The sequence below is a fragment of the Nonomuraea sp. B12E4 genome (assembly GCF_039871825.1).
Taxonomy (GTDB): domain Bacteria; phylum Actinomycetota; class Actinomycetes; order Streptosporangiales; family Streptosporangiaceae; genus Nonomuraea.
In genome coordinates this window covers 320,403-338,596 of record NZ_JBDPME010000004.1, presented here as the reverse complement: position 1 = coordinate 338,596, position 18,194 = coordinate 320,403, and the positions used below count along the sequence as shown (strand labels likewise).

Sequence of the window (18,194 nt, the reverse complement as noted above, 5' to 3'; positions counted from 1 at the left end):
AACAAGGAGTTCTGGAGCCCATCTGGGCCAGCTGACCTCACCCGCCTGACGTGCTGGAACATGCTCCACATGAGTGACACGCTCGTGACGTGCGGGAACTCCAAGCAGGTGGTGGAGGAGTGGAGCTGCTTGATGTGGGGAGGATGCGTAGGAAGTCACTGTTTCCAGTCTTGCATCGGTGGGCAAAGTCGCCGGGAATCGTGATTTCGTATAGACACAAGCCAGGCGCGTGGTTGAATGCCGCGCGTCAGGGTCGGACGATCTGGGGCCACGCTCCAGATTGCCAGGCCCGCAAGAGTACTTTCGCAGGCGAGGCGCTGGAGGATCTGTGGATCTGAAGTTGGATCACCACAACGAGGACCGACTCACCATCGTCGAGGTTGAGGGTGAGATCGACGTCTACACTGCGCCGAGATTGCGTGAGCTCCTCATCGACCTGGTGAACAAGGGCAATTTCCACCTGCTGGTCAACATGGAGAAGGTCGACTTCCTCGACTCCACGGGCCTTGGCGTCCTGGTCGGAGGGCTCAAGCGGGTTCGGGCGCACGATGGCTCGCTGGAGCTGGTCTGCACGCAGGAGCGCATCCTCAAGATCTTCCGGATCACCGGCCTGACCAAGGTCTTCGGGATCTACGCTTCGGTCGACGAGGCCAAGGAAGCTCACGGCAAAGACAAGTAGCATGGCTACCGTCGAGCTGACGTTCAGCGCTCTCCCCGCGCATGTGCGGACCGCCCGGCTGGTGGCGACGGCGATCGCCCGTCGCATCGGCGTCGAGGAGTCGCTGCTGGACGAGGTCAGGCTCGCCGTGGGTGAGGCGTGTTCCCGGGCAGTGGAGGCGCATCGCGTGCACTGTCCGGGTGAGCCCATCCGCATCGAGCTACGTGACGATTCGGGACGCTTTCAGGTCACAGTCAGCGATCAGGCCCCAAGCGACGAGATCAAGCAAGAGCAGCCGCTTGATCTCGGGATGCTCTCTGACTCGTTCATGTCGAATTTCGGCATCGCGGTCATCGAAGGACTGGCCGATGATGTCGAGGTCTTCCCCAGTCCCAAGGGGACCAACATCCGCATGTCCTGGCCCGCCGCCAACGGAGCCTGAGCCGGCGGCGCGCTGGCGTCGTGTCGGCGCGGTGGTGGTTGCCCGCCCGCCCTTGTCGGTCCCCTCAACCACACCCACATCCTGTACGGCGGAGCCAACTGGGCCGCCACCCGCCGCCCGTGCCGGGGGCCTCCAGGAGGACGCTCGCTGACCCGCACGGGGCGGGCCGCCGTAACGGCGCACGGGCACCATGGCTTCCGTTTCCCGCTGGCCGGCGGTGACGCATGGTCGAACGCGTGGACGGCGTATCCAGGGGGAGCGTGGACGCGTATCCAGCGGGAGGGTCGCTCGCCTCGCGTGGCTTGGTTGCGCTGGCTCCAGGGCACGCGTGCCGCATCGGCTGAGGGGTGAGGGCGCTTGGTTCCGCACGCCCCTGTCGCGTCCCTTTCAGCGATCTCAGGGACTCGGGCGCCAAGTGGGGCAGGGCGTCAGGCGTCGGATGGGGCAGGACGTGACTTTCGGCCTCGGGCGGGCGGAGGTTGGCTTTGGGTTTGGTGCTGGTTGGGTTGTGGTTGCGTGTTTGATTCCTTGGCTGTGGATCCTGGGCGACACGCCCGGGGCGGGCGCGAGTCCTTCTTCGCCTAAAGTTGAACAATCGCCGGAAAACCCGGCCATCCCTTGTTCATCTCTTTAGACTTTCCGGACCGAACAGCCCTACCCACGGACAAGCATCGCCAATCGTCGATCGGGATAATCGTCGGCGTGCCGGGTCCGTGGCTTCCCGTGAAACGGGCCTGGGGCGCAAGATGCTTCGGTCTGGGCCGTTCCTCGCGCTACGCCTTCCCTGTCACCGCGCCTCTGCCCGGAAATCGGGGTTTCGGACCGACCGTTATACACTCCTGTCATGACCTTAAACCAAGGGATAATCTACTTGTCAGAACCCAAACCGGGTCGCTGGCAGGGGATTGCCAGACGCACGCACAATTAGCCGCCTCCAGAGCCTTCATATCCGTTGAGTGCCTGCGTAGACTCCCGGCACCGGCCAAGGTGATCCGGCGGAACGCGGATTCAACCGGAAGCGGCACCCACAACCCGGATGGTGCCGCAACACCCGCCGAGGAAAACTGCAGCACCGCCCGGGCAGGACGACCGGTCTTGCCGAGGAGAACGATGAGCAGGCACTTGCTGGCAGCGGAGCCAGCGTCCAATCTGGCCCTGAGCGGAAACAATCTCACTATCGTGATCGTGGTCGCCGCGGTCGCACTGATCGCGCTAGCCGTCGCCGGCGGCCTGGTGCGTGAAGTGCTGGCGGCCGGCCAAGGCACGGAGCGCATGCAGAACATCGCCCGTGCCGTACAAGAAGGCGCGGCGGCCTATCTCACGCGCCAGTTCCGCACGTTGGCGATCTTCGTCGTCGTGATTCCCTTCCTGTTGCTGTTGCTACCTGGAGAAACCGACGTACGCATAGGGCGTTCGCTCTTCTTCGTGGTCGGGGCGGTGTTCTCCGCGCTGACCGGCTTCATGGGCATGTGGCTGGCGGTGCGCGGTAACGTGCGCGTCGCCGCCGCGGCCAACGACTCCGGCGAGAAGCGCGCCATGCGCATCGCCTTCCGTACCGGCGGCGTGGCCGGGATGTTCACCGTGGGCCTCGGCCTGCTCGGCGCGGCCGTGGTCGTCTTCATCTACCAGGGCAACGCGCCCGGCGTGCTGGAGGGCTTCGGGTTCGGCGCGGCGCTGCTGGCGATGTTCATGCGAGTCGGCGGCGGTATCTTCACCAAGGCCGCCGACGTCGGCGCCGACCTGGTCGGCAAGGTCGAGCAGGGCATTCCCGAGGACGACCCGCGCAACGCCGCCACCATCGCCGACAACGTGGGCGACAACGTCGGTGACTGCGCGGGCATGGCGGCCGACCTGTTCGAGTCGTACGCGGTCATGCTGGTCGCCAGCCTCATCCTGGGCAAGGTCGCCTTTGGTGAGCAGGGCCTGGTCTTCCCGCTGATCGTGCCCATGATCGGCGTGATCACGGCGATCATCGGCATCTTCGTCACCGGGATGCGCGACCGGGACCGCAGCGGTATGGCGGCCATCAACCGCAGCTTCTTCATCTCGGCCGCGATCTCCGCGGTGCTGGTGGCGGGCGCCGCGTACCTCTACCTGCCCGACAGCTTCGGCGGCCTGACCAACGCGGCCGTGCAGTCCGACGCGGACCCGCGGCTCATCGCGATCGGCGCGGTGCTCATCGGCCTGGTGCTGGCCAGCGCCATCCAGCTGCTGACCGGCTACTTCACCGAGACGAACCGGCGCCCCGTACGGGAGATCGGCGAGAGCTCGGCCACCGGCCCGGCCACCGTCATCCTGGCCGGCATCAGCGTCGGCCTGGAGTCGGCCGTCTACTCCGCCCTGATCATCGGCGGCGCGGTCTACGGCGCGTTCCTGCTCGGGTTCGGGAACGTGACGATCGCGCTGTTCGCGGTCGCCCTGGCGGGCACCGGCCTGCTGACCACGGTCGGCGTCATCGTGTCGATGGACACCTTCGGTCCGGTCTCCGACAACGCCCAGGGCATCGCCGAGATGTCGGGCGACGTCGAGGGCGAGGGCGCCCGGGTGCTCACCAGCCTCGACGCCGTCGGCAACACCACGAAGGCCATCACCAAGGGCATCGCCATCGCCACGGCCGTACTGGCGGCCACGGCGTTGTTCGGCGCCTTCCGTACTGCCGTGGAGGGAGAGCTGGCCACCGCGACGACGGCGGTCAAGGACGCGCTCGGCGCGTTCTCCTCCTTCAGCCTCAGCATCGACCAGCCGAACGTCCTGGTGGGGCTGATGATCGGGGCCGCGGTCGTGTTCCTCTTCTCGGGGTTGGCGATCATGGCGGTCGGGCGGGCCGCGATGCGGGTGGTCTTCGAGGTACGTGACCAGTTCCGCAACAAGCCCGGCATCATGGACGGCTCGGAGACGCCCGAGTACGGCCGGGTCGTGGACATCTGCACCCGTGACTCCCTCCGCGAGCTGGCCACGCCCGGCCTGCTGGCGGTCATGACCCCGATCGCTGTCGGTTTCGCGCTGGGCTACGCGCCGCTGGGCGCCTTCCTGGCCGGGGCCATCGCCTGCGGCACCCTGATGGCGGTGTTCCTGGCGAACTCCGGCGGTGCCTGGGACAACGCCAAGAAGCTGGTCGAGGACGGGCACCACGGCGGCAAGGGCTCCGACGCGCACGCGGCCACGGTCATCGGCGACACGGTCGGCGACCCGTTCAAGGACACGGCCGGCCCTGCCATCAACCCGCTGATCAAGGTGATGAACCTGGTGGCTCTGCTGGTGGCTCCCGCGGTGGTGCTGTACGCGGGCAACCCGGCCATCCGCATCGGCATCACGGTGGTGGCGGTAGGCGTGGTGGTCGCGGCCATCGTCGTGTCCAAGCGGCGGTCGGCGACCAGTGAGCCGGCCAGCGACAACAACAACCATCGTGAGCACGAGCCGGTGGCGTCGTAACACCAGGTGTGGTGTGACTCCCCTGCGGTTCTGAGACGCCCGCTCCCCTACGTGGGGGCGGGCGTCTCTCCTTGCTCGGGCAGGGCGCAGCGTCAGAGTCGTGCCGCAGGGCTCGATGCGCGGGCGAAGGCTCCCCGGAGGTGGGTCACGCATGCGCGTGAGGCGGCCGTGAGGGTGGGCGTGGAACCGGCCCCCCTCGGTGGGAAACTGGGCGGGTGAACGAGAGCAAGCAGCCCAACGGCGGCAAGACCCTGGGCTTGATCCTGCTGGCCATGGTGGTCATCCTGGCCGCGATCGTCGGGCTGGCCGTCTGGGCCTCTGGGACGGGATGATCCGGTGCGGACCTTGATTGTGCTGCGGCATGCGAAAGCCGCCCAGGTTCCCGGTTTGGAAGACCGGGAGCGGCCGCTGACCGGGCGGGGCGAACGGGACGCCAGGCGGGCGGGCGACGAGATCAGGGCGGCCGGGCTGGCCCCCGACGTGGTGCTCTGTTCGCCGGCGGTCAGGACCAAGCGCACCGCCGAGATCGCCTTCCCGGACGCGGAGATCAGCTACGAGCGCGACATCTACCAGGCCTATCCGGATGAGCTGCTGGAGCTGGTACGCCGGTCCGACCCCGAGCTGGGCACCGTCGTGCTGTGCGGGCACAATCCGGGCGTGCACGAGCTGGCCCTGGGCCTGACCGGCGGTGACTACTCGTTCCGCCCGGGCACCTTCGCGGTGATCGAGGTGGAGTGCGGCTGGGAGGAGCTCTCACCAGGCGGGGGCCGCCTGGTGAGCCGCTGGGACCCCAAGGAGCACTGAGGCACGGGTTCGTTCCGCCCGCGGAGACAGCCCAGGTCCGTCCACGGAGACAGCCCAGGTCCGTCCACGAAAGCAGCCCAGGGCGGGGCGGGTCAGCCCGCGGTGAGGACGCCGTCCTCCGCGTCCGCCGCCTCCACCTCGTCCCTGGAGATCCCCAGCAGGTAAAGGATGGAGTCGAGGTAAGGCGTGTTGACCGCCGTGTCCGCCGCCTGCCGTACGACCGGCTTGGCGTTGAACGCGATCCCCAGCCCGGCTGCCGCGATCATGTCCAGGTCGTTGGCCCCGTCTCCGATGGCCACCGTCTGCGAGATCGGCAGGTGGGCCTCCTTGGCGAACCTCTCCAGCGCCCGCGCCTTCCCCGGCCGGTCGACGATCTCGCCCACCACCCGCCCGGTCAGCCGCCCGTCGATGACCTCCAGGACGTTGGCCGCGGAGTAGTCGATCCCGAGCTCCTCCACCAGCCCGTCAGTGATCTGCGTGAACCCCCCGCTGACGATCGCGAAGCGGTAGTCGAGGCGCTTGAGCGTGCGCACCAGCGTACGGGCGCCGGGCGTGAGCACGACCTGCTTGCGCACCTTCTCGAAGACGTCGGCGGGCAGCCCCTCCAGCAGCGCCACCCGGCGCCGCAGCGACTCGGCGAAGTCCAGCTCGCCGCGCATGGCCTCCTCGGTGACCCTGGTGACCTCCTCCTGGCAGTCCGCGTGCCCGGCGAGCAGCTCGATGACCTCGCCCTGGATGAGCGTCGAGTCGACGTCCATGACGATCAGCCGCTTGGCCCGCCGCGACAGGCCGGTGCGCTGCACGGCCACGTCCACCTCTTGGGCGACGGCCTCGGCGGCCAGCTCGACGCGCAGGTAGGTCGGGTCGGCACCGGAGACGGACAGCTCGATGCAGGTGACCGGCCACTGGGCGAGGCGCTCGATGCGGTCGATGTTGGCTCCGGCGGCGGCGATGCGCCCGGCGATGCCCGCGATGGCGGCGGGCTGCAGCGTGGCGCCGAGCACGCTGACCGACAGGCGGCCGCGACGGCGCTGCTCCTTGGCCTGGGATCCGGTGGAGAGCTCCACCTCCATGCCGAGGTCCTCGGCCACCTGCTCGACGGCGGTCCACATGGCTCCGAGGGTGGTGCCGGTCCCGCTCGGGGGGCCGCCCGCGTAGGCGACGAGCACGCCCAGCGTGAGCCGGCCTCGGATGACGACCTGTTCGATGTCCGCGACAGTTACCGGAAAACGGGACAAAATCGAAAAAAGCCGCGAAGTAACACCGGGGCGGTCAGGGCCGGTCAGTGTGATCAGGAGGGTGCGCTGGTCCACATCCAGCCACGGTACTGCGCCCGGTCCGGTGCTCGCGAAGCAGGTTCGGCATTCGGACACGGGCACAGTGGGGTCCAGAGGTGCGTCGCGGCCCCGAACGCGCGATGTGTGCCCCCGACGGCCCCACATCGCAAAATCTCGGTAAAGCCTAGTTCCGCAGGATCAGGTGCGTGTCGCCGAACTCATGCCACAGATACTCCTCCCGCAGCGCCGCCTCGTACGCCTTCGCCAGCGCCGTCCGGCCCGCGACGGCGGTCAGCATCAGCAGGTGGCTGGAGCGCGGCTCGTGCAGGCCGGTGATCAGCCCTGTGACGGCCCGTACGTCGCGCTCCGGGGTGACGACGTGCCGGGTCCAGCCCGCCGCCGCGCTCACCCGCCCGTTGGCGCCCACAGCCGTCTCCAGGGCCCGTACGACGGTCGTGCCCGCCGCAACCACCCGATTTCCGCCCTCCTTGGCGGAATTGACCAGTCGCGCGGTGGAAGCAGGCACCTCGTACCGCTCCGCGTAGGGCGGCTCGTTCTTCTCCGGCGAGGCGACCCCCGTGTGCAGGGTGATCGGCGCGATCCCGATCCCGCGGGCCACCAGCGCCGTCACCAGGTCGGCGGTGAACGGCCGGGCCGCGCTCGGCATCTCCGCACTGCCCGGCACGGTCGCGAACACGGTCTGATAGGTCTCGATCGGCCAGTCCCGCTCCACGTACGAGTACCGGATCGGCACCCCGTGCGCCCGCAGATAGGGCTCCACCTCCCGGTCGAGCGTCGCCCGCCACAACCGGGGCGTCTCCCGCCCGACCAGCCGCAACGTCGCCCCGCCCGGCAGCGGCAGCCACTCGCCCGGCTCGCCCCCGCCGTACGGCTCGGACGCCCGCGGCGTACGGCGGCGCAGCTCGACCAGCCACGTGCCGTCCTGCCCCGAGGTCGAGAAGTGCACGGCCAGCCGGTCCAGCCGGACGGCCGCGGGCAGCGTGGCCGAGTTGTTCACCACGATCAGGTCCCCGGGCGCGAGCAGCTCGGGCAGGTCGCTGAAGTGGTGATGCGAGGGATCGAGCGCGCCCCGCGAGACCATCAGCCGAACGGAGTCCCGGGACAACCCCCTGGCCTCGGGCGGTTCGTGGGCCGACAGGTCGGGCGGCAGGGGGAAGTCCAGCGTCGCGGTCATTGCAGGCTCACTCTGCCGCCGGCCGGCCGGGCGGCGATCAGGTCGTACAGGGCGGCGGCCACCTTGGCCGGGTCGGCGGCGGCCGCGGCCTCCTCGGCGCCCACGGCGTCGGCCAGCATGCGGGTGTTCATCTCGCCCGGATCGACCCACCAGACCCGCAGGTCGGGCTCCTCCGCCGACAGCACGTTGGAGAGCTGCTCCAGGGCCGCCTTGGTGGCCCCGTAGCCGCCCCAGCCCTCGTACGCGCCCGTGGCGGCGTCCGAGGTGACGTTCACGACCGCGCCGCGGGCGGCTCGCAGGGCGGGCAGCGTGGCCTGGATGAGAGCGAGCGGCGCCGTCACGTTCGTCTCCAGCAGGGTCGCGAAGGCCCCCAGCGGATAGTCCGCCAGGCGCGGCAGCGGGGTGACGCCCAGGTCGCTGGCGTTGTTGACCAGCAGGTCCAGCTCGGGTGCGGCACGGGCGAGGCGTTCGACGTGCGCGGGATCCCGTACGTCCCCCGCGATGGCGGTGGCGCCCAGCTCGGCCGCGACCCGCTCCAGGTCGCCCGCACCGCGGGCGGTGAGCACGAGGTTCCAGTCCGCGCCGGCCAGTGACCGCGCCAGTGCGAGGCCGAGTCCGCGGGAAGCTCCGGTGATGAGTGCGGTGTTCGTCATGCTTCGACGGTAGGAACGCGGCACCCGGCCGCACATCGGGCCGACGGCCCGCCCGTCCTGGGCACATCGTCCTAGGACCAAGGCCGCGGTTCGCCGGAGGCGGCCCGCCTTAGAGTGGGTGCCGTGACGGCCGACCGAGACGAGGTCCTGCAGGCGGTGAGCTCCGCGGTGCTCGCGGTCACCCGCCACCTGTCGGTCCGCGAGGTGCTGCAGGTCATCGTACGCTCGGCGCAGCGCCTGCTCGACGCCCGCTACGCCGCGCTCGGCGTGCCCGATGACGACGGGTCGTTCGGCGAGTTCGTCGCCGAGGGGCTGACCGACAAGCAGTGGGACGCGATCGGCCCGCTCCCCAGGCAGCATGGCATGCTCGGCGCGATGCTCCGCGACGGCACCCCCGCCAGACTGCCCGACCTGCGCAAGGACCCGAGGTTCGAGTGGTGGCCCAAGGCCCACCCGGTGATGAAGGACTTCCTCGGCGTGCCCATCCGCGACGGCGAGCAGGTCCTCGGCATCATCTTCCTGGCCAACAAGCGCACGTCCGGCGGCTTCACGCGGGGGGACCAGGACCTGCTCACGCTGTTCGCCGCGCACGCCGCCATCGCGCTGGCCAACGCCAGGCTCTACGAGCGCGGCCGGGAGCTGGCCATGCTGGAGGAGCGCAACCGGGTGGCCAGGGAGCTGCACGACGCCGTGACGCAGAAGCTGTTCTCGCTCCGGCTCACCGCCCAGGCCGCGGCCGCCATGCTGGCGAAGGCGCCGGATCAGGCCGCCGCGGAGCTCGAGCGCGTCCAGCGGCTGGCCGGCGAGGCCCTGTCCGAGCTGCGCGCGGTGATCGTCGAGCTGCGCCCGGCCGAGCTCGACCGGCACGGCCTGGCCGAGACGCTGCGCAAGCAGGTGCGCATGTTCGACCGGCTGCACGCGTCCTCGGTCACGTTCGAGTGCGACGAGCTGCCCCCGCTCGACTCGGCGGTCGAGGTGGCGGTGCTGCGGGTGGCCCAGGAGGCTCTGCACAACGCGCTGCGGCACTCGGAGGCCCGCCTGGTCTCGGTGTGCCTGGCCCTGGAGGGCGACCGGCTGGCCCTGACCGTCCGCGACGACGGCGCCGGGTTCGAGCAGGAGGAGTCGCGTGGTCTGGGCCTGGCGTCGATGCGCGACCGGGCCGAGTCCGTGGGCGGCGTCATGACCGTCGAGTCGGGCCGCGGCAGGGGCACGACCGTACGCATGGAGGTGGGCGTTTGATCCGGGTCCTGATCGCCGACGATCATCCAGTGGTACGCCAGGGCCTGCGGACGTTCCTCGACCTTCAGGACGACATCACGGTCGTCGGCGAGGCGGGCGACGGTGAGCAGGCCGTCGCGCTGGTCGGGGAGCTGGACCCCGACGTGCTGCTGCTGGACCTGAAGATGCCGGTGCTGGACGGGCTGGGTACGCTGGAGCGGCTGTCCGGCTCGGCGACCAGGGTGGTCGTGCTCACGTCGGTGAGCGACCGGTCGGACGTGGGGTCCGCGATGCGGGCGGGCGCGTCGGGGTTCCTCTACAAGGACGTCGATCCGCCCGCGCTGGTCCAGGCCGTACGGGCGGTGCACGGCGGGCAGGTGCTGCTGGCTCCCGAGGCGGCGGAGGCGATGCTGGGCGGGGCGGCCGGCGTGCCCGCCCCGGTGCCGCTGACCGAGCGGGAGCGGGAGGTGCTCGCGCTGATCGCGGCCGGCCGGTCCAACAGGGAGATCGCCAGGTGCCTGGCCGTCGCGGAGAAGACGGTCAAGACTCATGTCTCCAACGTGCTGATGAAGCTCGGCGTCCAGGACCGCACCCAGGCCGCCCTCTACGCCGTCCGGCACGGTCTGGGCTGACCGGGCTACGGGCTCCGGAGCGGTTCGAAGATCGCGTGGTGGGCGGCGACGAGCGCGCGGCGTGCGGCTCGGTCGAGCTCGCGCAGGGCGGTCCCGCGGGCGGCGATCTGGCCCGAGGTGAGCCCGCGCTCGTCGGCCATGCGCAGCACCGTGACCAGCCGGGCGGCCAGCGTGGAGACCCGATGCGCCCGGGCGGGATAGCCGGGCGCCAGCTCGCCGCCCTGATGTCCCAGCCGATCGGGGCGGGTCTGCGCGGGGCCGTCCACGGAGGCCAGCGCCTCGGTGGCGGAGCGCATGGCTTCCGACAGCTCGCGCTCGGCCTCGGACAGCGACGGCAGATCCTGGCGTACTGGCCCGGCGTCGTGCACCTCCAGGCGCACTCCGACGTAGGACGAGCCGCGCAGGTCCGGCGCGGGCACCAGCCCGAGGTTTCGCTCGGCGAGCACGGCTATGGCGGCCTGGCCCACGTCGACCGCCGCCGAGTTGAACGGCGCGGGCCCGGACAACCCCAGCGGGTCGCCGGGCGCGGGGAGCGCGAGCCGGAACTCGTGCAAGCCGTCGGACCGCAGGTTTGCCAGGTATTTACGCAACGGAACGTCGCCCGCGACGGCGGGCCCGCCGACGGCTTCCACGTGGTCAGCCGCCTCGTCGAGACCGATGTGACCGGCGAGCCACGCGTTGCCCCAGGCGACCAGGGACGGACAGACAGGCGATTCAGGGCGCACCGATCCACGATAAGCGCTCGCCCTGCAATAGGTTTGTCCCGAGGGTGGCTCCTAAAGGAGGTTCGGGGATGGGTGGTCAGGTGCTGCGGCTCCAGGACGTTGCGGTCAGGCGCGACGGAGCGGCCCTGCTGCGCGGCATCGACTGGACGGTCAACGAGGATGAGCGGTGGGTCGTGATCGGGCCCAACGGGGCAGGCAAGACCACGTTGCTGCAGGTCGCGGCCACGCTGCTCTATCCGAGTGAGGGCCTGGTCGAGGTGCTGGGGGAGCGGCTGGGGCAGGCGGACGTGTTCGATCTGCGGCCCCGGATCGGGCTGGCGAGCGCCGCGCTGGCCGAGCGGATCCCGCCGGAGGAGAAGGTCATCGATCTGGTGCTGACCGCCTCCTACGCGATCATGGGCCGCTGGACGGAGGAATACGATTCCAACGACGTCACCAGAGCCGTTGAGCTGATCGACATGATGGGCGCGGCCCACCTGATCAGGAGGCGGTTCGGCACGTTGTCGGAGGGGGAGCGCAAGCGGGTGCAGATCGCCCGCGCGCTCATGCCCGACCCCGAGATGCTGCTGCTCGACGAGCCCGCGGCCGGGCTCGACCTCGGCGGGCGCGAGGACCTGGTGCGCCGGTTGTCGGTGCTGGCTGGCGACTACCGCTCGCCGACGCTGGTGCTGGTGACGCATCATGTGGAGGAGGTGCCGAGCGGGTTCACGCACGGGCTGCTGCTGCGGCACGGCTCCGTGGTGGCCCAGGGGCCGCTGGAGACCGTGATGACGTCGGACAACCTGTCGCACACGTTCGGGGTGCCGCTGTCGCTGGAGCGCGGAACCGAGGGACGCTGGTACGCCCGAGCCCACTAGATCTCCATTTATGCGGATAAAGGCCGCTGGAAGCTGAAACCAAATAGCATCTACGAAGTCGGCCCCCTCGGCTTCGGAGTGTCGCCATGACCACCCAGCAGCTCATCGTCGCCATCGTCGTGGTCGCTGTGGTGGGCTTCGTCGTGGCCCGGACGATTCGCATCATCCCGCAGGCCACGGCCGCCATCATCGAGCGCCTGGGCCGCTATCACCGGACGCTGACCCCGGGGCTGAACCTGGTGGTGCCGTTCATCGACCGCATCAAGGACATGATCGACCTGCGGGAGCAGGTGGTGTCCTTCCCGCCGCAACCCGTGATCACCTCCGACAACCTCGTGGTGTCCATCGACACCGTCATCTACTTCCAGGTCACCAATCCGAAGGCGGCCACGTACGAGATCGCGAACTTCCTGATCGGTGTCGAGCAGCTCACGGTCACGACGCTGCGCAACGTGGTCGGGGGTATGGATCTGGAACGTACGCTGACCTCGCGGGAGGACATCAACACCGCGCTGCGTGGCGTGCTGGACGAGGCGACCGGCAAGTGGGGCATCCGGGTCAACCGGGTGGAGCTCAAGGCCATCGACCCGCCCGCCTCCATCCAGGACTCGATGGAGAAGCAGATGCGGGCCGACCGTGACAAGCGCGCGGCCGTGCTGACCGCCGAGGGACAGCGGCAGGCTGCGATCCTGGCGGCGGAGGGTGAGAAGCAGGCCTCGGTGCTGCGGGCGCGCGGCGAGGCGGAGGCCGCCGTGCTGCGGGCGCAGGCCGAGGCGGAGGCGCAGGCCATGCGTGCCAAGGGGCAGGCGGACGCGATCGGTATGGTCTTCAAGGCCATCCACGAGGGCAATCCGAGCCAGCAGTTGCTCGCTTACCAGTACCTGCAGACGTTGCCCGAGATCGCCAAGGGCGATGCCAACAAGGTCTGGATCGTGCCGTCGGAGATGGGCAAGGTCCTGGAGGGCCTGGGCGGTCTCTTCGCCCCGCCCAAGTCCTCCCCGGACGCCCACCACCTGGACCCCGGCCCCCCAGCCCGGGACACCCAGAACCCGTACTCCCAGCCCCGCCGCACGGGGCCCTAGCCTCACGCTCCGCCACGACTTTCGCGACCTTCTGTGCCGCGGTCGTTGGTTGATGGATTTGGGGGATTTTCGTACTGGTGTGCGGATGGATAGCTGGGCTTATGGGTATAAATCCGTACATGAAGGGTGATCGAGTGGAGATCGTCATCGACGCGGGTGGGACGCCGCGTACTTACGAGATCAGGGCCACTCGCGCCGGTCGGCGGGTCGAGGTGGCCACACGGCGGGCGCTCGTCGAAGTGAGCGAGGTCACTCGCAGCGGCACGGCCGTGCGGACGGCCAGGTTCATGTCCAGCCGCATCCTCGCTCTCGTGGAGCACCCGGCCGACGAGGCCGAGCCCACTGCCGACGAGGCCGGCTGACGGGTCAGGGCGGCCGGTGAGTCAGGCCGGGTCGCTGGGGTCAGGGTGGCTGACGGGTCAGGCTGGGCCCGGGCGGACCTGGATCGTGCCGTCGCGGCGGAGCCGCGTCTCGAACATGGGCGCGGGGGCGGTCGCCGGGCCGTGCTTCACCGAGCCGTCCGCCAGCCTGAACGTGCTCCCGTGCCACGGGCACACCACGCACGCGTCCTGACCGTCGATGACGAGCCTGCCCTGGTGCAGCGGGCCCGCCAGGTGCGGGCAGCGGTCGGCGAGCACGGTCACGGCATCGCCCCTGCGCAGCACGAAGAGCTGGATGTAGCCGAGCCGCCGCGCCACCGGCCGGCCCTCGGGCAGGTCTCTGATCGGGCACAGGTCATGCCATCCCAGCGGCACCAGGTGGGTGACCTGCGGCGCGTGGTTGGCGCCCGCGGCCTGCCGGTAGGCCATGTGGCCGCCCAGGTAGGCGCCGAGGGCGCCGACGCCGAGCCCGGCGAACGACAACATCCGGCCGGGGCGCTCGTGGCCGCTCAGCCGGGCCAGCAGGGAGGCGGAGAACAGGCCGAGCGCGGTCATGTTCGACAGCATGTGGACGAAACCCACGCGCTGCTGCTCGCGGTGCAGGGAGGACCAGTCGGTCAGCCCGGAGGCGGCCGTCGGCAGCGCGTTGGCGATGCCGGTGGCCAGCAGCAGCCGGCTGGCGCGGGGGTCGGCCTCGGCCACGTCCAGCACCGCCGCCGACAGCCAGCAGCCCAGGCTGATGGTGGCCAGCGGCGGGTGCAGCGGCTTGCCGATCGGTACGCCGTGCAGCAGGTCGCGTAGCCAGGCGGGGCGGACCCGCCGGCGTACGGTCTTGGCCAGCACTCTGACCGGCGTGTCCATGGCCTTCGACTTCTCGAGCCGATCGGCGAGGGCAACCGGCCCAGCGAGACGCCGCAAATGCCGACGTCCCGCTCGTACTGTCTCTTTCACGACAAGTCCCCTACCCCGGGCAAGAGGGGATCACTCGGACAGATGTCCCCTCGCCACGGAGAGTTCTACCAGCTCCAGGGCATAGGAGCCGAGGGAGGGGGAGCCTTCCTCGATGATCCGTACTTTCTCCCTGACCTCCGCTGCCGTGACCTTGAAAAGCGGCCAGGTGCCGCCCTCGGTGTGGTGGTTGGCCAGGATCGGTGCAAAACGGTCAAGTGCCTTGGCGAACTTGGCCTCGGGCGTCTTCCTGGCCTCGAACTCGTCCCACAGCTCCCGGAACTCCTCGGCCTGGGGCTCGGGCAACAGGCCGAAGATGCGGTCGGCGGCGGCGGTCTCGGCCGCCGCCTGGGCCTCGACCGCCACGTGGTCATAGACGAAGGTGTCACCTGCGTCGATCTCGACCAGGTCGTGTACCAGGAGCATGGCCACCACCCGTTGTAGGTCGGTCCCCGGCGGGGCGTGCTCGCCGAGGACCATCGCCAACGTGCCCACGTACCAAGAGTGCTCGGCGGTGTTCTCCCGCCGCGAACCGTCTATCAGATGGTTGCGGCGGATGATCCGCTTCAGTTTGTCGATCTCGACGGCGAAGGCGATCTGGGAGTTCAGGCGGTCCTCTTCTGGCGCGATAGTCACGCGCGACACCTTATTGCGCGATGATCACCCCGGTTGGTGAAATGCTTACCGGAACTCCGTTGAACACTGCGTTACCACTCGGAACGTCCACCGTGGTCTCGTCGGTGAGCGCGTTGACGCTCACTCCCGGATGATCGGCCGCCACGCTCTGTGTGTTCTCGGTGTGCCCCCAGCCGTGCGGCAGGCTGACCACGCCCGGCATGATCGTGCCGGTGGGTTCGATCGGCACGATGAGCTCCCCCTTGGCCGAGCGGACCACGGCCTGCTCGCCGAGGCCGAGCCGGGCCACGTCGGCCGGATTGATCTGCAGCGTGCACGTGTTGCTGCCGCCCACCAGCGGGCCCACGTTGTGCATCCAGCTGTTGTTGGAGCGCAGGTGACGCCGCCCGATCAGGACGATCTCCGGCGGCTCCTCCGCCAGCTTGCCGCGCAGTCGCTCCACGTCCTCGATGAGCGGCGGCGGCGCCAGCTCGACGAGCCCGGAGGCGGTCCTGAGCACCTCGTCCAGGCGCGGCTCCAGCGCGCCCAGGTCCAGGCCGTGCGGGTTGTCGAGCAACTTGCGCAGCGACAGGTCGCCCTTGCCCGCCCACTCGCCGTAGGGGCCGAGCCGGAGCATGAGGTCCAGCCGCCGCTCGGTGCCCGTCTCGCCCTCCAGCTCCGCCCGCAGCTCCGCCATGTCCCGCCCCTCGACGCCGGAGCCGGGCGTCTCCGTGGCCTTGCGCAGCAGCTCGTCGATGACGAACGCGTCCAGGTCCCCTTCCATACCGGCGGCGATCATGGCCAGCCTGGCGAGGATCTCGGCCTCCGAGGGCTGCTGCCCGTCGAGCGGCAGCAGCGGCGGGGAGTAGCGCGTGTAGTTGCGCACGGCGAACCCGAGCAGCGCGAAGTCGTAGTGCCCCGACTGCAGCACCCGGGGCGGGGGCAGGATGACGTTCGCGTGCTTGGTGGTCTCGTTCAGGTACGGGTCCACGCTCACCATGAAGTCCAGCCGCCGGAACGCCGCGTCCAGCCGGGGCCCGTGGGGCGCCGCCAGCACGGGGTTGCCCGCCACCGTGAGCAGGAACGTGACCTGCCCCTCGCCCGGCGTCTCGATCTCGTCGGCGAGCGTGGCCACGGGCAACTCGCCGTTCGTCTCCGGCAGCCCCCTGACGCGACTCTTCCATCGCCCCACCGTGTACGGCCTGCGCCCGCGCCCCACCCCCGACTCGGTTGCTGCCTTGGCGAACATGGCGCCCCCGGGGCGGTCCAGGTTTCCGGTGAGCACGTTGAGCACGTCGACCAGCCACTGGGCCAGCGTGCCGAACTCGGCCGTGCACGTGCCGATCCGGGCGTAGACGGCCGCCGTACGCGCCGCCGCCAGCTCCCCGGCCAGCCGCCTGATCACCTCGACGGGCACCCCGGTACGCCGGGACACCGCCTCCGGCGGAAAGTGCTTGGCCGCCTCGCGCACCTGGTCCAGCCCGTTCACCTCGTGCGACGGTGTCACGAGCCCCGCCTCGAACAGCGTGTGCACGATCCCGAACAGCAGATAGGCGTCTGTGCCGGGACGTACGAAGACGTGCTCGTCGGCCAGCGCCGCGGTCCTGGTGCGCCGCGGGTCCACCACGACGAGCCGCCCGCCGCGCCGGCGCAGCGCCTTCAGCCGGCCGGGGAAGTCGGGCGCCGTGCACAGGGAGCCGTTGGAGTCCAGCGGGTTGGCGCCCAGCATCAGCAGGTAGTCGGTCCTGTCCAGGTCCGGGACGGGGATGGCCAGCGGGTGCCCGAACATCAGGCCGCTGGCCACGTGCTTGGGCATCTGGTCGGCCGTGCTGGCGGAGTAGACGTTACGGGTGCCGAGCACCTTGATCAGCGGCGCGCCGTACAGGGCGCCCGCCATGGTGTGGGCGTTGGGGTTGCCCAGGTAGATCGCGACGGACCGGCGGTCGGCCACCCCGTCGAGGCCCGCCCGGACGGCCGCGAAAGCCTCCTCCCAGCCGACCTCCCGCCACAGCTCGCCCTCCCGGATCAGCGGCTTGCGCAGGCGGTCGGGGTCCTCGTCGAGTCTGCCCAGGCTGGCGCCCTTGGGGCAGATGAACCCCTTGCTGAACGGGTCCTCCTTGTCGCCGCGGACGCTGGTGACATGCCCGCCCTCGTCGAGGGTGAGCGTCAGGCCGCAGACGGCTTCGCAGAGAGGGCAGGTCCGGTGGACGGTCGACGTCATCGCGACTCCTGAGTTCGTCAGCTGAACTCATCTTGGCCCGTGCCGTACACATGGGGAAGCCCCGGAGCCCCCGCGGTCTCCGGGGCTTGCCCTCCCCGGGGAATTTCCCGGATTCCCCAGGTTTTTCGGAAAAGTCCTCAGATCTTTGAGTTCGTCGTCAGCCGACCCGCGGCAGCACCACGTCGGTGCGCAGATCAGGCGGCTCCTCAAGGTCGGGTCTCAGCGAGATCCACGCTCGCCGGCCGTACAGCCGGTCCAGGCCGGGAGAGGCGGCGCCGGGCGCCTCGTCGCGCCGGACGATCTCCACGATCAGGAACTGCGCCCGCTTGCGGTGCCGATAGACGCAGGCGCTCCTGGCCCAGCAGGCGGCCGCGATCTCCTCGCTGTACGCCTCGAACTCCTCGGCGCAGATCCCGGCCCTGGTCAGGATCAGCGCCTTCTCGCCCGTCGCGGTCGGGGTGATCCACAGCACCAACGGGATCCGCCCGGCCCTGGTGTGCATCGTGGTCTCCAGGCAGACCCGCTGCAGGCGGTGCCTGGAGACCACGCACCAGAAGTGGGCGACGACCCAGTTGCGTCCCGTCCGCGTGGCGGCCGGCACCGAGATCGCGCTCGTCAGCAGCACGAAGGGCAGCCAGCGGCCTTCCTGGGTGGCGCCGAGCAGCGTCAGCGTGAACAGCGCCAGCCCGGTGATCAGCAGCAACTCGGTGCGGATCCGCCAGAGCCGGACCAGCGGCCCGCCGCCGCCCGCGGCGGGGAGGTCCTCGTTGGCGGGATAGATCTGGTTGCGCGGGTTCCTCGGCACGTCAGGACACCTCCTCGGGCACCCTGTTCGGCAGGCTGAGCTGGTCGAATCGTGGGTCGCGGTAGCACCGGGAGCCGAATCCCGTCCTCCTGACGGTCCAGCCGATTCGGTAGGCGAATTCGTCGGGCTCCATGCAGATTTCGCGGTCGACCCAGAAGATGAGGTCATGGATCCAGGACTTGATTCGGCCGAGTCCCTTGGTACCTTGTGAGTACATAAGAAGACCCCTTTCGCGGCATTTTAGAGGTGG

At 69.9% G+C, this 18,194-nt stretch carries 18 protein-coding genes; 9 read left to right on the top strand and 9 right to left on the bottom strand.

Going from position 1 to position 18,194, the window contains the following annotated elements:
• The first annotated feature begins 328 nt into the window (after nucleotides 1-328).
• From ABGB18_RS12930 to ABGB18_RS12915, 4 genes are all read left to right on the top strand, one after another.
• Nucleotides 329-679, top strand: a complete 351-nt coding sequence (locus ABGB18_RS12930; protein ID WP_020542579.1) for an STAS domain-containing protein — start codon at nucleotides 329-331, stop codon at nucleotides 677-679.
• A 1-nt stretch (nucleotide 680) separates the two neighbouring features.
• The gene (locus ABGB18_RS12925) at nucleotides 681-1,100 is read left to right on the top strand and encodes an ATP-binding protein (protein WP_347695689.1); all 420 of its coding nucleotides are present in this window, start codon (nucleotides 681-683) and stop codon (nucleotides 1,098-1,100) included.
• A 1,110-nt stretch (nucleotides 1,101-2,210) separates the two neighbouring features.
• The gene (locus ABGB18_RS12920) at nucleotides 2,211-4,532 is read left to right on the top strand and encodes a sodium-translocating pyrophosphatase (RefSeq protein ID WP_347695688.1); all 2,322 of its coding nucleotides are present in this window, start codon (nucleotides 2,211-2,213) and stop codon (nucleotides 4,530-4,532) included.
• Between the two features lie 336 nt (nucleotides 4,533-4,868).
• Entirely contained in the window at nucleotides 4,869-5,336 is a 468-nt protein-coding gene (locus ABGB18_RS12915; RefSeq protein ID WP_347695687.1) for a histidine phosphatase family protein, read from the top strand.
• Between the two features lie 92 nt (nucleotides 5,337-5,428).
• Here ABGB18_RS12915 and serB read toward each other — a convergent pair whose 3' ends face one another.
• The 3 genes from serB to ABGB18_RS12900 all read right to left on the bottom strand — a co-directional run bounded on the left by serB (nucleotide 5,429) and on the right by ABGB18_RS12900 (nucleotide 8,461).
• Entirely contained in the window at nucleotides 5,429-6,649 is a 1,221-nt protein-coding gene (gene serB / locus ABGB18_RS12910) for a phosphoserine phosphatase SerB (RefSeq protein WP_347695686.1), read from the bottom strand.
• Nucleotides 6,650-6,797: 148 nt separating this feature from the next.
• Complete coding sequence (locus ABGB18_RS12905) at nucleotides 6,798-7,808, bottom strand: S-adenosylmethionine:tRNA ribosyltransferase-isomerase (protein WP_347695685.1); 1,011 nt, start codon at nucleotides 7,806-7,808, stop codon at nucleotides 6,798-6,800.
• On the bottom strand, nucleotides 7,805-8,461 hold the full coding sequence (locus tag ABGB18_RS12900) for an SDR family NAD(P)-dependent oxidoreductase (protein WP_347695684.1): 657 nt from the start codon (nucleotides 8,459-8,461) through the stop codon (nucleotides 7,805-7,807). The genes ABGB18_RS12905 and ABGB18_RS12900 overlap by 4 nt, the downstream gene beginning before the upstream one ends.
• A 123-nt stretch (nucleotides 8,462-8,584) precedes the next feature.
• Here ABGB18_RS12900 and ABGB18_RS12895 point away from each other — a divergent pair, with 123 nt between their 5' ends.
• Both ABGB18_RS12895 and ABGB18_RS12890 read left to right on the top strand, forming a co-directional pair.
• The gene (locus tag ABGB18_RS12895) at nucleotides 8,585-9,700 is read left to right on the top strand and encodes a GAF domain-containing sensor histidine kinase (protein ID WP_347695683.1); all 1,116 of its coding nucleotides are present in this window, start codon (nucleotides 8,585-8,587) and stop codon (nucleotides 9,698-9,700) included.
• Nucleotides 9,697-10,311, top strand: a complete 615-nt coding sequence (locus ABGB18_RS12890) for a response regulator transcription factor (protein ID WP_347695682.1) — start codon at nucleotides 9,697-9,699, stop codon at nucleotides 10,309-10,311. The genes ABGB18_RS12895 and ABGB18_RS12890 overlap by 4 nt, the downstream gene beginning before the upstream one ends.
• 5 nt (nucleotides 10,312-10,316) lie before the next feature.
• Here the strand turns inward: ABGB18_RS12890 and ABGB18_RS12885 are convergent, their stop codons facing one another.
• A complete protein-coding gene (locus ABGB18_RS12885; protein WP_347695681.1) occupies nucleotides 10,317-11,036 on the bottom strand; it encodes a hypothetical protein in 720 nt (239 codons plus the stop codon).
• Nucleotides 11,037-11,104: 68 nt separating this feature from the next.
• Between ABGB18_RS12885 and ABGB18_RS12880 the strand changes: the two genes are divergently transcribed.
• The 3 genes from ABGB18_RS12880 to ABGB18_RS12870 all read left to right on the top strand — a co-directional run bounded on the left by ABGB18_RS12880 (nucleotide 11,105) and on the right by ABGB18_RS12870 (nucleotide 13,337).
• Complete coding sequence (locus tag ABGB18_RS12880; protein ID WP_347695680.1) at nucleotides 11,105-11,893, top strand: ABC transporter ATP-binding protein; 789 nt, start codon at nucleotides 11,105-11,107, stop codon at nucleotides 11,891-11,893.
• Between the two features lie 86 nt (nucleotides 11,894-11,979).
• Nucleotides 11,980-12,975 carry an SPFH domain-containing protein gene (locus ABGB18_RS12875; RefSeq protein ID WP_347695679.1) on the top strand — a complete coding sequence of 332 codons (996 nt, stop codon included), beginning with the start codon at nucleotides 11,980-11,982 and terminating at the stop codon, nucleotides 12,973-12,975.
• 119 nt (nucleotides 12,976-13,094) lie between these two features.
• The gene (locus ABGB18_RS12870) at nucleotides 13,095-13,337 is read left to right on the top strand and encodes a hypothetical protein (protein WP_347695678.1); all 243 of its coding nucleotides are present in this window, start codon (nucleotides 13,095-13,097) and stop codon (nucleotides 13,335-13,337) included.
• 57 nt (nucleotides 13,338-13,394) lie between these two features.
• Here ABGB18_RS12870 and ABGB18_RS12865 read toward each other — a convergent pair whose 3' ends face one another.
• From ABGB18_RS12865 to ABGB18_RS12845, 5 genes are all read right to left on the bottom strand, one after another.
• Entirely contained in the window at nucleotides 13,395-14,216 is an 822-nt protein-coding gene (locus tag ABGB18_RS12865; protein ID WP_347695677.1) for a Rieske 2Fe-2S domain-containing protein, read from the bottom strand.
• Nucleotides 14,217-14,336: 120 nt separating this feature from the next.
• Entirely contained in the window at nucleotides 14,337-14,948 is a 612-nt protein-coding gene (locus ABGB18_RS12860; RefSeq protein WP_347695676.1) for an HD domain-containing protein, read from the bottom strand.
• Between the two features lies 1 nt (nucleotide 14,949).
• Complete coding sequence (locus tag ABGB18_RS12855; protein WP_347695675.1) at nucleotides 14,950-17,139, bottom strand: molybdopterin-dependent oxidoreductase; 2,190 nt, start codon at nucleotides 17,137-17,139, stop codon at nucleotides 14,950-14,952.
• A gap of 157 nt (nucleotides 17,140-17,296) precedes the next feature.
• Nucleotides 17,297-17,944, bottom strand: coding sequence for a hypothetical protein (locus ABGB18_RS12850; RefSeq protein ID WP_347695674.1), 648 nt, complete (start codon nucleotides 17,942-17,944; stop codon nucleotides 17,297-17,299).
• A gap of 1 nt (nucleotide 17,945) precedes the next feature.
• Nucleotides 17,946-18,161, bottom strand: coding sequence for a hypothetical protein (locus ABGB18_RS12845; RefSeq protein WP_347695673.1), 216 nt, complete (start codon nucleotides 18,159-18,161; stop codon nucleotides 17,946-17,948).
• Between the last annotated feature and the right edge of the window lie 33 nt (nucleotides 18,162-18,194).